The organism is Pirellulales bacterium (assembly GCA_019694455.1).
Classification (GTDB): domain Bacteria; phylum Planctomycetota; class Planctomycetia; order Pirellulales; family JAEUIK01; genus JAIBBY01.
Genome location: JAIBBY010000025.1, coordinates 41,884 through 59,203 on the forward strand (window position 1 = coordinate 41,884; position 17,320 = coordinate 59,203).

At 62.5% G+C, this 17,320-nt stretch carries 15 protein-coding genes; 3 read left to right on the plus strand and 12 right to left on the minus strand.

Going from position 1 to position 17,320, the window contains the following annotated elements; genetic code table 11:
• Positions 1–3: 3 nt before the first annotated feature.
• Genes ureG through K1X71_11905 form a run of 6 tightly spaced genes read right to left on the minus strand, consistent with a single transcriptional unit; the run spans position 4 to position 4,578 of the window.
• Entirely contained in the window at positions 4–636 is a 633-nt protein-coding gene (gene ureG / locus K1X71_11880) for an urease accessory protein UreG (GenBank protein ID MBX7073838.1), read from the minus strand.
• Positions 637–688: 52 nt separating this feature from the next.
• Positions 689–1,474 (minus strand): hypothetical protein, encoded by a 786-nt coding sequence (locus K1X71_11885; GenBank protein MBX7073839.1) that lies wholly within the window; start codon positions 1,472–1,474, stop codon positions 689–691.
• Positions 1,392–1,988 (minus strand): hypothetical protein, encoded by a 597-nt coding sequence (locus K1X71_11890; protein MBX7073840.1) that lies wholly within the window; start codon positions 1,986–1,988, stop codon positions 1,392–1,394. The genes K1X71_11885 and K1X71_11890 overlap by 83 nt, the downstream gene beginning before the upstream one ends.
• A 27-nt stretch (positions 1,989–2,015) precedes the next feature.
• Complete coding sequence (locus K1X71_11895; GenBank protein ID MBX7073841.1) at positions 2,016–3,734, minus strand: urease subunit alpha; 1,719 nt, start codon at positions 3,732–3,734, stop codon at positions 2,016–2,018.
• A gap of 21 nt (positions 3,735–3,755) precedes the next feature.
• Positions 3,756–4,241 carry an urease subunit beta gene (gene ureB / locus K1X71_11900; protein ID MBX7073842.1) on the minus strand — a complete coding sequence of 162 codons (486 nt, stop codon included), beginning with the start codon at positions 4,239–4,241 and terminating at the stop codon, positions 3,756–3,758.
• Positions 4,242–4,275: 34 nt separating this feature from the next.
• The gene (locus K1X71_11905; protein MBX7073843.1) at positions 4,276–4,578 is read right to left on the minus strand and encodes an urease subunit gamma; all 303 of its coding nucleotides are present in this window, start codon (positions 4,576–4,578) and stop codon (positions 4,276–4,278) included.
• Positions 4,579–4,882: 304 nt separating this feature from the next.
• Between K1X71_11905 and K1X71_11910 the strand changes: the two genes are divergently transcribed.
• Complete coding sequence (locus K1X71_11910; GenBank protein ID MBX7073844.1) at positions 4,883–5,761, plus strand: urea transporter; 879 nt, start codon at positions 4,883–4,885, stop codon at positions 5,759–5,761.
• A 28-nt stretch (positions 5,762–5,789) separates the two neighbouring features.
• Here K1X71_11910 and K1X71_11915 read toward each other — a convergent pair whose 3' ends face one another.
• The 4 genes from K1X71_11915 to K1X71_11930 form a co-directional block, all read right to left on the minus strand.
• Entirely contained in the window at positions 5,790–7,406 is a 1,617-nt protein-coding gene (locus K1X71_11915) for an OprO/OprP family phosphate-selective porin (protein MBX7073845.1), read from the minus strand.
• Positions 7,407–7,613: 207 nt separating this feature from the next.
• The gene (locus tag K1X71_11920) at positions 7,614–9,125 is read right to left on the minus strand and encodes a HAMP domain-containing protein (GenBank protein ID MBX7073846.1); all 1,512 of its coding nucleotides are present in this window, start codon (positions 9,123–9,125) and stop codon (positions 7,614–7,616) included.
• A gap of 4 nt (positions 9,126–9,129) precedes the next feature.
• On the minus strand, positions 9,130–9,810 hold the full coding sequence (locus K1X71_11925) for a response regulator transcription factor (GenBank protein ID MBX7073847.1): 681 nt from the start codon (positions 9,808–9,810) through the stop codon (positions 9,130–9,132).
• Between the two features lie 109 nt (positions 9,811–9,919).
• Complete coding sequence (locus K1X71_11930) at positions 9,920–10,276, minus strand: hypothetical protein (GenBank protein MBX7073848.1); 357 nt, start codon at positions 10,274–10,276, stop codon at positions 9,920–9,922.
• 269 nt (positions 10,277–10,545) lie between these two features.
• Here K1X71_11930 and K1X71_11935 point away from each other — a divergent pair, with 269 nt between their 5' ends.
• The gene (locus tag K1X71_11935; GenBank protein ID MBX7073849.1) at positions 10,546–10,881 is read left to right on the plus strand and encodes a PQQ-binding-like beta-propeller repeat protein; all 336 of its coding nucleotides are present in this window, start codon (positions 10,546–10,548) and stop codon (positions 10,879–10,881) included.
• 230 nt (positions 10,882–11,111) lie between these two features.
• Here the strand turns inward: K1X71_11935 and K1X71_11940 are convergent, their stop codons facing one another.
• Both K1X71_11940 and K1X71_11945 read right to left on the minus strand, forming a co-directional pair.
• On the minus strand, positions 11,112–14,081 hold the full coding sequence (locus K1X71_11940) for a thioredoxin family protein (GenBank protein ID MBX7073850.1): 2,970 nt from the start codon (positions 14,079–14,081) through the stop codon (positions 11,112–11,114).
• Positions 14,082–14,263: 182 nt separating this feature from the next.
• Complete coding sequence (locus tag K1X71_11945; protein MBX7073851.1) at positions 14,264–15,832, minus strand: alkaline phosphatase D family protein; 1,569 nt, start codon at positions 15,830–15,832, stop codon at positions 14,264–14,266.
• Positions 15,833–15,998: 166 nt separating this feature from the next.
• Between K1X71_11945 and K1X71_11950 the strand changes: the two genes are divergently transcribed.
• On the plus strand, positions 15,999–17,249 hold the full coding sequence (locus tag K1X71_11950; protein ID MBX7073852.1) for a PQQ-like beta-propeller repeat protein: 1,251 nt from the start codon (positions 15,999–16,001) through the stop codon (positions 17,247–17,249).
• Positions 17,250–17,320: the final 71 nt, after the last annotated feature.

Sequence of the window (17,320 nt, forward strand, 5' to 3'; positions counted from 1 at the left end):
GCGTCACCCCGTAGGCAGCTTCAAGTCGAACAGCACATTCTCGCGAATCAGGCTCACTAACTGCGGTATGCCTTCGCCCGTCTTGCAGTTGGTGAACACAAACGGCTTCTTGCCGCGCATCAGGCGCGAGTCGTGATCCATCACTTCCAGGCTGGCGCCAACGTGCGGCGCCAGATCGGTTTTGTTGATCACCAGAATATCCGACTGCGTGATGCCCGGCCCGTTTTTGCGCGGAATCTTGTCCCCCGCGCCCACGTCGATCACATAAATAAAGAAATCGACCAGCGCCGGGCTGAACGTCAACGTCAGGTTGTCGCCGCCGCTCTCAATCAACACCAGATCGGTGTCGGGAAAGCGCGACTCCATGTCCTCCACCGCCGCCAGATTCATGCTCGGGTCTTCGCGCACCGCCGTGTGTGGGCAGGCGCCCGTCTCCACGCCAAGGATCCGCTCCTCAATCAAGACTCCCTTGAGCGTGCGCTGCACATGCTTGGCGTCCTCGGTCGTCACCACGTCGTTGGTGATGATGAGCACCTTGACCCCCATTTCGATCAAAGTCGGCGCCATCGCCTCGATGATGGCCGTCTTGCCCGAGCCGACAGGCCCCCCCACTCCAATGCGCGTGATTTTCTTCATGGCAATTGCCTCTTGTTGCAAGATCTCTGGTCGGTGGCGAAGATAGTTCGCCTCAATTCATGAACATTCGCACATGCGCCTTCACGTGGGCGGCCGCGGCAATGTCGAACAGCGGCGAAAACGCAGCCATATCCGCCAGTTCCCACTCGCACACCCGCTGATAGGCGGCGTCGACGTGGCCATTCAACTCGAACAACAATTGTTGTACGTCCAGGTAATTAATGCGCATCAAGCGCAGCGACGCCCCCAGCATCATCGACGCCAAACCGTATTGGCTCACCCCAAAGGCGTCGTGCTCGGCCAAGCCCAGCGAAGAGAACACCAGCGCCTGTCCCACCGGATACGTTCCTGGCGCGCTGCCATCTTGTATCGCCGCCAACCACTGGGCCACCAGCGGCGACGGCGCCACATGCGTCGCCATTTCCGCCAGCTTGCGCCCCATCCGCACCGTCATCAGCCGCATTTCCTCATTCAACTTGCGATGATGCACCGCCTGGTCCACCAGCAAGACGCGCGGCATGTCGCCTGCTGCTGCCGCGCGAAACGCGTGCAATACGCCCACTCCGTCCGACGTGGCCGATTGTTCGACCGCTGTCGTCACAAAGCCGCGCAGCGTTTCCAGATCGCTCACCATGCCCAACTGCACGGCCGCTTCCAGCCCGTTGGAGAACGAAAACGCCCCCACCGGCAGCACGGAATCCCCGAACTGCAGCGCGCGCACAAGCCGTACGGTGTCGGGCAGGCCGCTCGCGTTGTCAGTGCGTGTGATGATGGTGCTGCTCGTGCGCGTGGCCGGCGCCAGCGTGGTGCGTGTGCGGCGTGCTGTCGGCCCCGCCAAACAAGCGCCGCGACTCGTGCGGCGCCAAATAAGGTATCACTTCGCGCCCGGCCACAAAGTCGTAGCTGATGCCGCCAAAGGCGTGCGTCTTCATCACCGAAGCCATCACCTTGCGGTCCACGGTCAACGGCACATACACCGTCGTCCCTTTCACCACCGCCGGCCAATGCTGGTTCCCCAGCGCGTGCCCAAGTTCGACGCAGGTGCGGGCAAGTAATTCGGCCGGTTGGCCCAGCAACTCATTCAATTGAATGACCAGCACGTCTTGCAGTTCGATGCGGGCCACAACCATCCGCCGGGCGTTCTCGTCCCAGGTCAGAATGTCGCCGTCGTGCAGATGGCTGTTGCGGTCGAGCGAAACGGCCAGTTCCGCGCCCCCCTCGGTCTCTCGGCGAAAGCGGTTCTTCTGCGCCTGCCATTGATCCAGCCGCAATTCGTCGATCGTCGCGCCGCTCACCCGCTCGCGCCACGCCGAATCGTTCACATTTCCAATCACCGCTTCGACCAGAATCATCACTCGCTCCTTGCGCTAGGCCGCGCGTCAACTGAAAAAATGAAGCTGGTTGAGCGCGATGCTCTTGGGCGGCTGCACAGTCGCATGCACGCCGTCAACCGTGACGGCGAAGGTCTGCGGATTCACTTCGATCTGCGGAGAGAAGGCGTTGCGCACCATGTGGTCCTTGGTCAGCACCCGCGTTCCCTGCACGGGCGCGACCACGCGTTTCAAGCCCAACCGCTCGGCGATGCCTTCGTCATACGACACGCGCGAGACAAACGTGATCGACGTCTGCTGCAGCGCGCTGCCAAACGCCGCGAACATCGGCCTGTAGAACATTGGCTGGCAGGTCGGTAGCGATGCGTTGGGATCTCCCATATTGGCCCACACAATGGCGCCCCCCTTGAGCACCATCTTCGGCTTCGCGCCAAAGAACGCCGGCTCCCACAAGACCAGATCGGCCACCTTGCCCGGCGTCACCGAGCCCAACAGGTGCGCCACCCCCGCCGCGATCGCGGGGTTGATCGTCACCTTCGCCACATAGCGGAGCACGCGAAAGTTGTCGTTGTTCTGGGCGTCCTCGGGCAGCGCGCCGCGAGCCTTCTTCATAATGTCGGCGGTTTGAATGGCCCGCAGAAACGTTTCGCCGATTCGCCCCATTGCCTGCGCGTCGCTGCCAATCATCGAAATGGCGCCCATGTCGTGCAGCACGCTCTCGGCCACGATCGTCTCGGCCCGCACTCGGCTTTCGGCAAAAGCCACGTCCGAGGGAATCTTCGGATTCAGGTTATGGCACACCATAATCATGTCGAACAACTCGGCCACCGAGTTCACGCCACATGGCAAGGTGGGATTGGTCGAGCTGGGCAGCACGTTGTGCTCGGCCACCACCTTCAAAAGGTCGGGCGCGTGACCGCCCCCCGCCCCTTCGCTGTGATAGGTGTGAATGGTCCGGCCGTCGATCGCGGCGATGGTGTCTTCCACGTAACCCGCTTCGTTGAGCGTGTCGGTGTGGATGCAAACCGACACGTCGTATTCATCGGCCACGTTGAGCGCGCTGCGAATCGCCCCGGGCGTCGAGCCGTAATCTTCATGCACCTTAAAGCCCGCCGCGCCGCCGCGCAGTTGCTCCACCAGCGGCCCTTTGCCAGAGCAGTTCCCCTTGCCCAACAGGCCAATGTTCAGCGGCAGACCCTCAATCGCCCGCAGCATCATCGCCAGGTTCCATGGACCGTTGGTCGATGTCACGCCATTACTGCCGTCGGCCGGGCCAATGCCGCCCCCCCACAGCGTGGTGATGCCGTTGCTCAGCGCCATGTACGCCTGCTGCGGGCAAATGTAATGCACATGCGTGTCCATGCCCGAGGCGGTCAGTATCAAGTGCTCGCCCGAGATGGCGTCGGTGCCGGTGCCAGTCACCAGCCCCGGCGTCACCCCCTCCATGGTGCTGGGATTGCCCGCCTTGCCAATGCCAACAATGCGTCCGTCCTTGATGCCCACATCCGCCTTGATGACGCCCAGCAGCGGTTCGATGATCGTGACGTTGGTGATCACCAGGTCGAGGCAGCCCGCCTCGCAGGTAAGATGATTGTCGCTGCCCATGCCGTCGCGCAGCGTCTTGCCGCCGCCATATTGCAGTTCGTCCCCGTAAACGCGCAGATCCTGTTCGATCTCCACGAATAAATCGGTGTCCCCCAGGCGAATCTTGTCGCCAGTGGTGGGACCAAACAAATCGGCGTACTGCTTGCGAGAAATCTTCGACATGGCGCCTATTGTCCTGCTGCGCTAGGGAACCTGCTTCGACTTGAAACCAAGCTGATCGGCCAACTCCACCGCCCGAATGAAATTGGGCTGATACCCTGGCTTAGGGCCGCCCCCCGTCCAGCCATCGACTAAGTTGTTGAAGCCATAGACGTGCCGCTTGCCAGCAAAGGGAACCAGCGTGATCTCTTTCACGTCTCCCGGCTCAAACCGAATCGCCGTGTTCGCGGGAATGTCGAGCCGCATGCCAAACGTCGCTGGCCGGTCAAACTCCAACGCTCGATTTGTCTCAAAAAAGTGAAAGTGCGATCCCACCTGAATCGGTCGATCGCCCGTGTTGCGCACCTTGATCGCGAGCGTCGGCCGGCCCACATTTTGCTCAATATCTCCCTTGGCTAGCACCAACCCCCCCACGAGCGCGGCCGCTTCGGTCTTGGCCTGTGGCGCGGCTTCCCTTTCACGCAGCCAACCTGTTTTGTCTTCGGACTGAGGTTCTTTTTTCGCGGCCATGATCTTCCTTTCACCGCCACCGTCGGCGATCAAGTCATTTGATTGGCTCGTGGACCGTGATCAGCCTGCTGCCGTCGGTGAACACCGCCTCCAGTTGCACAAAGGGAATCATCTCCACGACCCCCTCCATCACATCGTCGCGGGTCAGCGTTTGCGCGGCGGTGCGCATCACATCTTCTACGGTTTGCCCCTCGCGCGCGCCATCCATCGCGGCCGCGCAGATGACGGACATCGCTTCGGGATGATTTAGCTTCAACCCCTTGGCCTTCCGCTTCAGCGCGATCTCGGCCATCGAATAGATGAGCACCTTCTCGATCTCTCGCGGTGTCAAATGCATACGCCCTCCTCGCGCTGGCGCTCTGTCACGCGGCGCTTCGCCCTGTCGACCCGGCGCCTGGTCGTGGCGCACGCAACGCCCTGGTTCACTTCGCTGCCACATGCCCGGCGCCATAGTCAATCAACCCTTTGGCGCCGGCCCCTCGACCGGTATGTTACCGCCGCTCTCCCCAGTTGCAAACTAGCGCCGCGACCTGCGCCAACTTCACTGGCCGTTTCACAACATGCGCAGCCCGCGCAATCCGCATGAGCTATATTTTCTCGGCGCTAGCGCGCCATTGATGTATTTGGTTTTTGGAGTGGCCATGGAAGAAGATCAACTCAACCTGCGCGACTGGGGCCGCATCTTCCTGCGCGGCGTCGGTCAGGTGATGTTTCAAGAGAGCGCTTGGACCGGCGCGTTTTTTGTCGCCGGCCTGGCCTGCTCGTCCCTCAAGATGGCCGCCGGCGCCCTGATCGGTTCGGCAGTCGGCACGCTCACCGCGTATGCGCTGCGCTTTCCACGTCGCGACATCGAACGTGGCCTATACGGCTTTAACGCCGCGTTGGTGGGTGTGGCTGTTCTGTTCTACGATCGCCCCGTGGCAGTCACGCTTCTGGTGACTCTCCTGGCCGCCGCCGCGTCGGCCGTGGTCACGCACGCCATGCGCCGCCACCTGTCGTTTCCCAGCTACACCGCGCCGTTTATTGTCACCACCTGGGTGGCGCTCGCGGCTTTGCGCCAAATGGGAGCGCCGGCCGAACCCGCCGCCGCGGCGGTGTCTGATGTGCCATTGCCGATGACCATCGCCGACGGCATTGCTCAGGTGATGTTCCAGGCCAGCGCGATCACCGGGGTGCTGTTCTTGATTGGCATTCTGCTCAACGAATGGCGCGACGCCTTCTGGGCCGTGATCGGCTCGGCCATTGGCGTTCTGATCGCCAACTGGCGCAACGATCCGGCCACGAGCATTGCCGTCGGCATTTACAGCTACAACTCCACGCTGGCCGCGATGGCGCTGGCACTCTATCGGCCTTCCATCCTGTTGCCAATCGTCGCCGCCGCCCTCTCGGTGTTCGTCACCGAATGGTTTCCCCTGATCGGTTTGGAAACCCTGACCGCCCCCTTTGTGCTCGCCAGTTGGCTCACCATCGCGGCCGTGCATCTTGAAAGAGCTTTTGGTCTCTGCGCGCATCGGCGCTAACTTGCCGTTCGGCCCGCGCGCTGCGCGACTAGAAAAACATCGCCGCGCGGCACCACACCGTGTTGAACTGATCGGTGGGGGCGTTGTCTCCCAGCGGGATCGCCCGATCGAACCAGGTAAACACGTTGTCGAGGCTCATTCGCACATAGCGCGTCGGCCACCAATTGACGCCGATCATCAATTGATCGACGCGGCTGGCGTAGCGATTAGGCGTGGTGACAAAGCGAAAGTTGTCGTCGTCCAGCCGCAATTGCGAAAATTGCGCGGCCACTTCCCAGGCGCCAGGGCCATGCAGGCCCTGCGACGGCAAAAAGGGACGTAGCGGCATGACCGTGGTATAGCCTGCCAGGCCGTTGCCGTGATACCGCTCGCCCGTCAAAAAGTAGGAGGCGTTTACGTAATAGCCTTGCTGCACCGCGCTCCCCCGCGTTGCCCCCAGGGCCAATTGGCGTGTGCTGTACAGATACTCCGCCAGCACGCTGAAGCGGCCATACCAAAAGAAGTGCGGCGCCACCTTCGATTGCGTGCCGTCGGCTGCGGTGTTCTGGTTGTACTCAAAAAACGGCACGCCCGACGACGTGATGTAGTTGATGTTGGTGCTCGGCTCGCCCGCCCCATTGGTCCACGCGCTGCCGGTTTGATTGAGCGCATAGTTGTGTTGGCCGGTTTGCACGCTCACGCCCAGCCCCAGGCAGTCGACGGCCGAGTTCGTCCCGGCCCACGGCGTGACCGTCGCTGAGCCCAGAAAATCGACGCTTCGATCCAAGTCGAAGAACGCGCCCGACACCCCATTGAACACTCCCGCCTGGTACTGCAACGTGCCATCGAGCACGTTGCCCGACAACATGACCCCTTCCTGGCGTCGCCCCGCCAATTGAAACACCACCGAGTTGGTGATCACCGGTTCCCAGGCGGGCGAAAACGCGTAGTACTCATAGAGCATGGGACTCAGGCCGCGCCCGATGCGCACATTGAACTCGTCCCCCCAATGCCAGTTGACGAAGCCGTCCAGAATGTTGAACTGCCCCAAGAACGCCTGCGTCGCGATCTGATACTGCCACTCGGGAGTGATGTTGCCAAACAGGTAAGTACGCGTGAACGGCATGCAAAAGCCCTTCTGATCGGTCGGCATGTCCGACTGATCGTAGAAGGTGCCGTCGAGCGTTAGCTGGTTTTGCAGGTTGATCGAGTACTGCTCGTTGGGCGTCGCCACGTGCAGGTAACCTCCCGCGCCGTTGTAGCGATAGCTCGGCCGTAAACAAAATTGATCGTGCGGCGTTCCGCTCATCCACGGCGCTTGGTTCGGCGCGGCGGGCGCTACGCCGGCGCGGACGCTCGGATGCGGCGTGATGGCATGCGCTCCGCCCGACGGTATCCAAGCATAGCGCTGTCCTTCCCGCGCCGCGGCGGCAGGCGCGGCGCCGGTCGCCGAGATCGGGGCGGCGGCGCTCGCCGGCATCGATGCCGCTGCCGGCGCGTATGGCGCCAGTGGTCCCAAGGCGGGCGCATCGATCGGCGGCAACCGACGCGGCGGCTCGACTCCCGCGGTTTGGCCACGCGCGGGGCCGCTCAGCGCAATCGCCGACCACGCCAACAGCACTGCCGCCAGCCGCTGAGTCATTCGTTCACGCTTCCATCGATCCATGCCGCGCCTCCCTGCGCGTACGGAACAATCCCTGCTATCGCTACATCGGCCAAACTCCACTGGTGGCTTGCGCGGCGCGGCTCACAATCGCCAATCTTTGCCCACCTTGGCGACCTGCGCGCGAAACTATGCCGATCAGGCAATCCATGCGGCGCCAACTGCTGGCGCCATCAGCTCCGCTGGCGCGCATCGCGGTCAGATCGAGCGCTAGCTCCAGACGCTGCCGCCGCTCCCGTCGGGGCCACCGGTCGAAACCAGCCACGGCGATTGTTCGCGCGCCTCGGGCAACTCAATCGCCACAGTAGTGCCAACGCCGGGCTGACTTGCCACGCGCACCGTCGCCCCCAACCGGTCGGCGATTCGCTTGACAATCGCCAATCCCAACCCGACTCCCTTGATTCCCTGGCGGCGCGAACTCGCCGCGCGAAAAAATGGCACGAACAACTGCCGCGAGTCGATATCGGCGATGCCGCAGCCCGCGTCGCGGATCACCAGCAAGACTTTCGCCCCGGTGCGCGTCAGTTCGATCCGCACCGGCGTCCCCGGCGCGCTGTACTTGAGCGCGTTGTCCAAGAGATTATCGAACATCTGCGCGAGTAGCCCCGGATGCGTGCGGGCCGCCACCGGCTCGACCGTCAGTTTCAAATCGCCATACCGCGGATGATCGGCGTAGCGAGCGACTTGCGCCTCCAACCAGTTCGACAGCGACACCTCCTCTAGCGCTAGCGACATCGCGTCGTTCTCCGGTCGCGCCAAGAACAGCAGGCTCTCCACCATCCGCTGCATGCGGGTCGCCTCCTCGCGCACGCGGTCCAGCGTTACTTCGTACTCCTCCGCGGGTCGCTCGCGTCGGCGCACCACTTCGATCAGGCTGAGCATGCCGGCCAGCGGCGTCCGCAATTGATGCGACGCCTCCCCCGCAAAATTCCGCTGCCGCTCAATGGTGTCGTGCAATCGACCCAAGAGGCCATTGAAGGCGTCGCATAAATCGTGAAGTTCGTCGCGCGAGCCGGGGTCGGGCAGACGTTCCGCCGGGTCGTCCCCGCGTATCTCCCGCGCAGCCACGGCCATCCGCGTCAAGGGCGCCAGCGCGCCGCGCGCCAGCCAGCGTCCCACCAGCGCGCTGACAATCCACAACCCGGCGGACAAGCCGCAAACCGTCAGCGCCAAGCTACGTAAGCTCGCCTGGACCGGCGCCGGAGACACGCCCACCATCACAAACAACTCGGTGTACTGCACATCGTCGTCGCTATCATCGTCCTCCGGGCTGGTTCGACCTTTCTGCAACAACTCATTCAATCGCAAGCGCCGCGCCGCCGCTCGCCAATCTGGCAAGTCGCCAAACACCGCCGCGTCGGGCGGATCGGTGGGCCAGTCGCTCGGTCGCCAGCGGGCGAGCGCCATCGCGTCGCGCGAGTTCTGCGAGCGATCGATCACTTGGCCCGCGCTATCGGCGATGATCCAGCGAATGTTCTCAAACTGCCGTTCCAGCCCCCACGACAGGCGGCGATCGGCGGGCTCCCACTCCAATCCCCCCGGCTCGACATCGACCGCCGCCTCCAGCATGTCGAGAGTCGACAGCAGTTGGTTATCGAGCTGCTGCCGCATGTAGTCGCGGGCCAGCCAATACAGCGTCGCCGAAAAGCCGATCAGCGCAATCGCCAGCGCGATCAAAAAGAACGCCGACAGCCGGCTCGCCAAACTCATGCGTCGCGGCATGGCGCTAAAATTCCCCCGGCGGATCGCCAAATCGATATCCGCGGCCGCGCAAGGTGTGAATCACCCGCTTGCCATGTGTTTCGAGCTTGCGCCGCAGGTCCATCACATGCACTTCCAGCGTGTTCGAAACACCGTCAAAGCGCTCGTCCCACACGTGTTCATACAGCCGGGTGCGCGACAACACCTGGTTCACGTTCCGCATGAAGTACACCAAGAGCGAATACTCCTTCGCTTTCAGATCAATCGCGTTGCCAGCCCGCTCGACGCGCTGGGTCGCAAGGTCCAGCCGCAAATCCGCGAACGCCAGCACCGCGTCGCCGCGCTGTTCCCGCCGCCGCAACAGGGCGCGCACCCGCGCCAACAGTTCGTCGAACGAAAACGGCTTGCACAGGTAGTCGTCGGCGCCCGCGTCCAATCCCGTCACCCGATCGGCCACCGCGTCGCGCGCCGTCAGAAACAGCACCGGCGTCTCGCGATTCTTTGTCCGAAAGGCGCGTAGCACCTCCAGGCCGTCGTGCCCCGGCAGCCACCAATCGAGCACCACCAGATCCCAGTCGCTCCCGCGCAGCGCCGCCAGGGCCGCATCGCCGTCGGCCGCCCATTCCGTGGTCATTCCTTCTTCGCGCAGTCCGCGCACCAGCGACGAGGCAATCAATTCCTCGTCCTCCACTACCAATATCCGCACGCCCAAGGGTTCGCCTCTCTAACCGTGATTCATTTTCATTGTAGTCGTCCCGCTCGCATCACGCGCGTCTCGGTCGGGCCGCAATCTCTATTCGGAAAAGTTCCGTCGACTATGCCGCGGTTCGGTTGGTCTCGCGCGGTTCACCTGGCAACAGCCCATGACGCGACAATTCGCGCAGCGCGCGTGTGTCGTTGTGCCGCGCGCCCTCCGGATTGCCCGCCGTGGCATGACGCCGCGTGCGCCGCGCCGGCGCGACGATGCAGTCGTGCAAGTGCAACAATCCCACCCCAAAGTAAATGCTCGCCACCAAGGCAAAGCCGCTCGCGCAGGCATACCCGCCCAACAGGTAGCTGCCAGCCGCCCCTGCGCCCGCCACCAGGCAGGCGGCTGCCGAACCCACCAGGCAAGTCGCTGGCTGCGGCCGACTATGCGGAAACCATTCGCTGTGGCTAGTCCAGCTTCGCATCGCTCCGTCTCCTCTTTCCCCTGCATTCGCCTCTGTTTGCCAGCCGTGTGGCCAGCTCTCATAAAACCATACTTGGCCCTCCTAAAGCCTTGATGATGCGTGGATAAATTGCCGCTTATATAAGCTGCCTGCCGACGTTTTGTCGCTGAATTCCACAGGCGGCGCGGCGTTTTTTTTCAACCGGCGGCGCCACCAGTTAGACTTGGCGGACGCTGGCGCCCGTCGGTGGCGGCGCTGCTCATCGCAACCGGCACGCGAGATCGCTAACCATGACGCTCGATCAACTCGTCTTCGTCGGTCTCAACGGCTATGCCTTGGCGCTCGACCGCGACACCGGCGCCATTGTCTGGTCGAACAACAAACTCGAGTCGGGCTACGTCACGCTGCTCTTGGATGGCGATCGCCTGATCGTCTCGACCAACGGCTACATCTATTGCCTGGACCCGTTCACCGGCCACATCGTCTGGCGCAACCCGCTCAAGGGATATGGCGCCGGCGCCCCCACCAGCCTGATCTCAGTGCGCGGTCAGTCGTCGCAAACGTTGCTGGCTCAAGTGGCCGGCGCCGAGGCGGCGCGAGCCTCGTCCAACGCCAGCGCATCGTGAAATCGCGTCTTGCGCGAACAGCCCGGCCGATTCGGCAGCGCCCATTTAACTGCTAGGCGTCAGACCAATTTCCAGTTGGCGATCCAGCGAACGATCGTTGAGATTCTCGAATCGTAACATGGCGCCGCGTGCGCACGGCCAGTTCAATCATCGGTCCGGGCACATCGCAAAAATGCGCTGCCCAAAGACCAATGGACGGCCAGCCAAATTGCAAACCTTTCAACTCCAGGTCACTTGTGCGCAAGCCCTTCGCGGAGCGCTGCCAGTTCCTGCTCGCTAATTCGTTGCATCGTGGACTTGAACATGGCGACGAAGTGATCGATCGACGCTGGGGCGCCAGGAAACCCGATATTCCCGTCCGGTCCATCCGAGGTGGCGAGCACTTTGCCGCTGCTGTCGAGGATCGCATACCAGGGGATACCGCTGCGCTTGCCGGCCTTGATCCGATTCATGACTTCGTCGCTCCCCTGCCATCGCTGGTCAACCCGCACCCAGATGTAGTCCTTTTCCCAGATCGAACGCTGACGTTCTAGGTATTGCGCCAGGAGATGACACGGACCGCACCAGGGAGCCGTCTCCTGCACAATCACTCGCCGGTTCGATCTGGCGGCATCCGCCAAGGCGGTTTTGAGGAGTTCTCGCGCATCGAGTGGTTCGGGGGCGTGCTGGGCAAGCAGTTCCAATATCGCGGTTTGGTCCAGCGCGTCGCCACTCGTCAGCCGGGGCAGCGAAGCCTGCAAAAGTTCTTCACCCGATGCATCACAAAATCGCCATACGGGCAGAGCCTTCGGATCGAGCTTCAGGCCCAACCGTTCTGCCAGCGCGCCGGCGGATTCCGATTCAGCATCGACCGTGACCCATTGAAAGTTGTCGAGCGCGGCTCCTACCGCACGATCGTCGAATCGCAGCTTGAACCAGCTTTCAGTCAAGGCCGTGTCGCGCTTCAGAAAGATCACGAGTAGGTGTTGGTTGTAAAGTTCTGCCTTCTGCAGGGCTTGGTCGTACCGCGCGCTCGCAGCTACGTTGGCGTTCAGCTCGCTATTCACATTTTCTTCGAAAGTGGGCGGCACGTACGGCGGCTCTAACGCCAGATCGCCAATGTCAATCAATTCGGCGGCGTTCGGCGTGAAGTCTTGCAATATTGCGTACGTTCCGTCGCCCCTGCTGACTGTCAGCGAGTATTTCTGACCAACGACGAGACCGGAAATTTCCAAGCAGCCCGCGGTATCTGTCATGGCGGTCCCCCCCCAGGCTGCTTCCGACGGCGCCTTGTTATCTCCCAAATGCACGCGCCGGAACCATCGCACCTCGAAATTGGGCAGCGCGTCGCGCGTCTTCGCATCGATCAATCGCGCTTTCGCGGCGCCAAGCGGGCCGATCGAGATTGTCGTTTCCGCCACATCCGGTCCAATTTCCACAATGCCGGCAAGGTCTCCATCAGCGTTCGTCGCGCGCAGCACCGTGGCATGTAAAAACCGCTCGCCCGCAAAGCGGCCTTGCTCATCCGCCCTCAAACGCAAGGCACGTCCCTCGACAAATGCTCGGTACTTTCCTTCGATCACGGCGCCGGCCACCGGTCGCGGCGGATCACCGGTAACGACACGACCGGCAAACGGTCCCGTCTCCGGCCGCGGCGCTGCGAGATTAAATTCCAATTCCGTCTCGTCGACGACCTCGAATCGCTCGGGTTCCACCTGCGACGGACCATCGAGCACGAACTTGCCGGGACCGACGAAGAACTCGTATCGGCCCTCTTTGTCGGTCGTCGCAAAACGACCGATGCCAGGTTGGACCCATTTTGTGCTGCCTTCCGGATTCGGTAATACCACGCCGTGGAGGTTATGCAGGCTACGCCCGTTGTGTCGCAGCCTCATTTCTTGACCGGCGACTGATTTCTCGTCCGGCCCGACGGTGACTCGTCCGTGGACGCGCGTGGCAGGCCGTAGTTCCAAGCGCAATTGGTCGACCACCTGGTCGCTTTTGACGATCAACCCGTCGATCGCAGCGGACGCCCATTGCTTGTCCTGCACTGCGACCATGTACAGAAGATCGGGCGCTACGCGTAAATTGAAGCTGCCGTCGTCATTCGTCGTAACGGTTTCGTGAAAGCCGTCGAATTTGTAACCGTTTCCGACGACTTGCACCTTGATTCCGGCAGCAGGCCGACCGTCCGCAAAGCTGACGTGCCCGGCCAGAGGCGTCAGGCGCTGCAGTTTCGCGGTGAGTTGGCCGTCGCTATGTTCCTGCAGGGCAAACGCAATCCGCTCCCTCACATACAGATCGTTGGTCGGCCAGAATGTCAGCGGGTGGACGTTCCAGCTTGGCACGCCACGAAATTCGGCCACGCCCGCGTCGTTCGTTAGCGCGCGGAATTCAGTTGGCGTGTAGCCCAAATTAAAGCTATCGGGCTCACCCGGTTTATGGAGCAGCCAAAGGAAAAGTTCTGTCCCGACAATCGGCATATCTTCAGCGTCGACCAGCCGGATCTTCACGGTCTTGGAATCGGCGAGTTGGAATCGAACTGGTGGTTGGTTGAGCCAATCCGCGCGAGGCGCGTCATCGCGCGGATTGGTGACAACGCGGTAATCGAATCCTTCGCCGGGCTTTGTGGCGTAGAGCATCTGAAGCGGGACATCGGCCGGCAGTTTCAACTCGCCGCTGCCATCGGTGGCGGTTATGGCGCTCACCAGTGGCGCGTTGTGGATCAGCGCGCCAACCCGCGCTCCGGCCGCGGGCTTTCCCTCCGCGTCCCCGACATGCACCGGCAGCCGACGACACTTGGCAAGCTCGATCCGGATGGGAGACTCAGCGCTTGGGGGATCGTTCCGGTTGGCCGCGAATGTGCCGAGCCGATCGCCACCAGCATCCTCCGCGATAATGACAAGTTGCTTCGCACGCTTCTTGAGCACATTGAGCACAAAATGCCCGTCGCCGTCGGTGGTCGCTTCGGTGAGATCACCGTCCGCAATGCCACGAACCCGGGCGTTCGGCGCGCCCTGAGAATCGGCATCCACTACCCGACCCGAGATGGCCACACGCGCCTCATCGGCGAAAACCTCCGAGTGGCGGAACACGGGGCCAAACAAGGCGACAAATGGCAACAACAACCACAAGAGTTGACGGCGCATCGGAAATCTCCTTAACGAGAAGAGTAACCGTTCACACCTTGGAATAAGAAACTGCGCTTCGCGCGGCGGCACATACGAGCGGCGCCGAAGAACAATCATGCGGCAATCCGCCAGACAACCTCCCCTTCCGCCGCTGCGCCAAGTGTTCTTATACCCTTTGCGGCGCACGCTAGCACGCGCTCCTGAATATTCCACGCCCAGCGGGCGGAAATAACCCCGATCCCGCCTATGAGGGAGTATGCCGACCCTGCCCGCTACGCCTTCTGCAGCTTCGGCTGCCCGGCTTCTACCACGAAAGCCGCCTTGGTCTCCACCGGCGCGCCCGGCCTGGAGATGTACGGCACCACCTGGTAGTCGCTGCGCCACTCGCCCGGCGTGATCGTGCAGCGCACGTAGCCGCGCTGCTGACCGTGAAACTTGACAAACGGGTTCTCCGCGTACAGTTCCGCCAGCTTGCTCGGCTCCGCCCGGCCGTCGCCGCCAGAACTGATCGAGGTCCCCACAAACTCCACCGCCACATTCTGCGAACCCAGGTCGTCGAAGTCGGCGATCAATTCATTGGCCCAGTGGCTATGAATGTCGCCGGTGATTACCACCGGGTTGCTGATCTTGCGGTCGTGCAAATATTTGATGACCCGCCGGCGGTCCACTTCGTAGCCCGGCCATTGATCCATGCTGTACGACTGCTTTTCGTGCGGCGCGCGGTCGACGCGGGCCATCATGATCTGTTGCGCCAGCACGTTCCATTTGGCGGGCGAAGCGGCCAGCCCCTGCTCCAGCCATTCGCGCTGCGCGGCGCCCAGCACCGTGCCGTTGGGGTCGAGCGCCCCGCCGCTGTCGGTTTGCTTGACGCCGCTGCGCGGCTGATCGGTGCGATACTGCCGCGTGTCCAGCACATGAAACTCTGCTAGCTGCCCAAACGACGCCCGCCGATAGAGCGACATGTCCGGCCCCTTCGGCAAGCACGACCGCCTTAGTGGCATGTGTTCGTAATACGCCTGATACGCCTGCGCACGCCGCTGCAAGAATTCTTCGCGCGGCTGCTTGCTTTCGGGGATGTCGCCCGCGTAGTTGTTCTCCACCTCGTGATCGTCCCAGGTGACGATCCACGGCGCGAGATGGTGCATTGCCTGCAATAGCGCGTCGGTCTTGTACTGGGCGTACCTGCCGCGATAGTCGGCCAACGTCATGATCTCGGGGCCCAAGTGCTTGCGCACTCCCTTGGGGCTGGCGCCCCCTTCATAAATGTAGTCCCCCAGATGGAACACCAGGTCCAGATCGTCCTTGGCCATATGCTCATAGGCCGTGTACAATCCCGACTCATAATGCTGGCACGAGGCAAACGCCATCCGCAGCTTCTCGGGCGTGGCGCCGGCCGCCGGCATGGTGCGTGCCCGCGCCTTGGGGCTTTCGTCGTTCCCCATTTTGAACCGGTACCAGTACCACCGATCGGGCGCCAGGCCATTCACTTCCACATGCGCCGAGTGCGCCCACTCGGGTGTGGCCGTCGTCGATCCTTCTTGCACGATCTTGGAAAAGCCCTCGTCGTCCGCCACCTGCCAAGACACCTCGACCGGCTCCGGCGGCATGCCGCCCCCTTCGAGCGGTTTGGGCGCCAAACGCGTCCACAGCACGAAGCCATCGGCGCTCGGATCGCCCGAAGCGACGCCTAACTGAAACGGGTAATCCGCCAGCTTCAAGTTGCGCCGCACGGCGCCATAGGTTCGTGACGACCAAACGGCCGCTGCCGCTAGCGAACTGGTGGTGGCCAGAAACGAGCGGCGGCTCAATCCGCCAGGAGCGTTGCGATATGCGAACGACATGGGCGATCACCTCAGGGCAAAGCGGACGAGTCGATCCAAGTTGGCCCATTTTGGTCGCCGCTTCAATCGATTGTCAAAGCGCCGCGCCGCGGACGCTCGTTTCCTCAGCCGACGAACGCTACATTGAAGCGCGATCGAACTTCAATCGTTTTCCGGGAGCACCGCCATGAAATACGCCTCGCTGATGCTGTTTGCGCTTGTCCTTACTCCCCAATGGTCGCCCGCCGCGGACTGGCCCCAGTGGCGCGGCGTCCACCGCGACAGCATCTCTCAGGAAACGGGCCTCCTGCCCATGTGGCCAGAGGGTGGCCCCAAGCTGGTCTGGCACGCCAAGGACATTGGCGATGGCTATTCCACCCCGAGCGTTGTGGGTGACTCGATTTATCTGCTATCGAGTCGTGGCGTCGAAGACGAATCGGTGCTGGCCCTCAGCGCCAAGGACGGCAGCCAGCGCTGGTCCACGCGGCTCGGCAAGGTCGGCAATCCAGAGCAAAAGCCCTCGTATCCGGGCGCCCGTTCGACTCCCACCGTCGATGGCGATTGGCTCTACGCCTTCAGTTCCGATGGCGATCTGGCCTGCCTCGATCGCAAAACCGGTCAGCCGCGCTGGCAAAAGAACGTGCGCGAGGCGTTCGGCGGCGAGTACGGCGAATGGGCCTATTCCGAGTCGCCGCTGATCGATGGCGATCGCGTGCTTGTCACCCCCGGCGGCCCCGAGGCCACCCTGGTCTGCCTCGACAAAGCCACTGGCGACCCCATTTGGAAGTGCGTCTCCCCCGACAAAGACAAGGCGTCTTACTCGTCGATGATTATCGCCAACATCGCCGGCGTGAAGCAGTATGTGCAGTTCATCGAAAAGGGATTAGTTGGCGTCGACGCCCAGTCCGGCAAGATCCTCTGGAAGTATGAGCGCACCGCCAAAGGCAGCATGGCCAACATCCCCACTCCCGTCGAAGCGGGCGGATTCATCTACAGCGCCACCGGCCGAGTGGGGGGAGGACTGGTCGAGGTGAAGCGCGCGGCCGATGGCCTGGTGGCCGAACAGGTCTATTTCGAGGCGAAACTTCCCACCGGAATTGGCGGCGCCGTGCTGGTCGATGGCTACCTCTACGGCACAAGCAGCCGCGCTATGATGTGCATCGACTTCAAGACGGGCGAGCTCAAGTGGGAAGACAAGTCGGTCGGCCCCAGTTCCATTTGCTACGCCGATGGCCGACTCTACTTGCACGGCGACACCGACGACGTCGCCCTGCTGGAACCCTCGCCAGAGGGCTACCGCGAGCGTGGCCGTTTCTCGCTCCCCGATCAGCCCGATCGGGGCCGTTCCAAGGCCTGGGCCTACCCGGTCATCGCCAACGGCCGCCTGTACTTCCGCGACCTCGGATCGCTCTGGTGCTACGACATCGGGCAAAAGTAGTCGCGGCTCAAAATTTGTGAACGGCCGGTGGCGGCGTTATCGTATAGCGCTCGTCGTTGCTTGCTAGATTT

What these genes read in the sequence shown, in the direction of transcription:
- ureG (MBX7073838.1), bottom strand. Translation starts at nt 636, where the DNA reads ATGAAGAAAATCACGCGCATTGGAGTGGGGGGGCCTGTCGGCTCGGGC.
- K1X71_11890 (MBX7073840.1), bottom strand. Translation starts at nt 1,988, where the DNA reads ATGATTCTGGTCGAAGCGGTGATTGGAAATGTGAACGATTCGGCGTGG.
- K1X71_11895 (MBX7073841.1), bottom strand. Translation starts at nt 3,734, where the DNA reads ATGTCGAAGATTTCTCGCAAGCAGTACGCCGATTTGTTTGGTCCCACC.
- ureB (MBX7073842.1), bottom strand. Translation starts at nt 4,241, where the DNA reads ATGGCCGCGAAAAAAGAACCTCAGTCCGAAGACAAAACAGGTTGGCTG.
- K1X71_11905 (MBX7073843.1), bottom strand. Translation starts at nt 4,578, where the DNA reads ATGCATTTGACACCGCGAGAGATCGAGAAGGTGCTCATCTATTCGATG.
- K1X71_11910 (MBX7073844.1), top strand. Translation starts at nt 4,883, where the DNA reads ATGGAAGAAGATCAACTCAACCTGCGCGACTGGGGCCGCATCTTCCTG.
- K1X71_11915 (MBX7073845.1), bottom strand. Translation starts at nt 7,406, where the DNA reads ATGGATCGATGGAAGCGTGAACGAATGACTCAGCGGCTGGCGGCAGTG.
- K1X71_11920 (MBX7073846.1), bottom strand. Translation starts at nt 9,125, where the DNA reads ATGCCGCGACGCATGAGTTTGGCGAGCCGGCTGTCGGCGTTCTTTTTG.
- K1X71_11930 (MBX7073848.1), bottom strand. Translation starts at nt 10,276, where the DNA reads ATGCGAAGCTGGACTAGCCACAGCGAATGGTTTCCGCATAGTCGGCCG.
- K1X71_11935 (MBX7073849.1), top strand. Translation starts at nt 10,546, where the DNA reads ATGACGCTCGATCAACTCGTCTTCGTCGGTCTCAACGGCTATGCCTTG.
- K1X71_11945 (MBX7073851.1), bottom strand. Translation starts at nt 15,832, where the DNA reads ATGTCGTTCGCATATCGCAACGCTCCTGGCGGATTGAGCCGCCGCTCG.
- K1X71_11950 (MBX7073852.1), top strand. Translation starts at nt 15,999, where the DNA reads ATGAAATACGCCTCGCTGATGCTGTTTGCGCTTGTCCTTACTCCCCAA.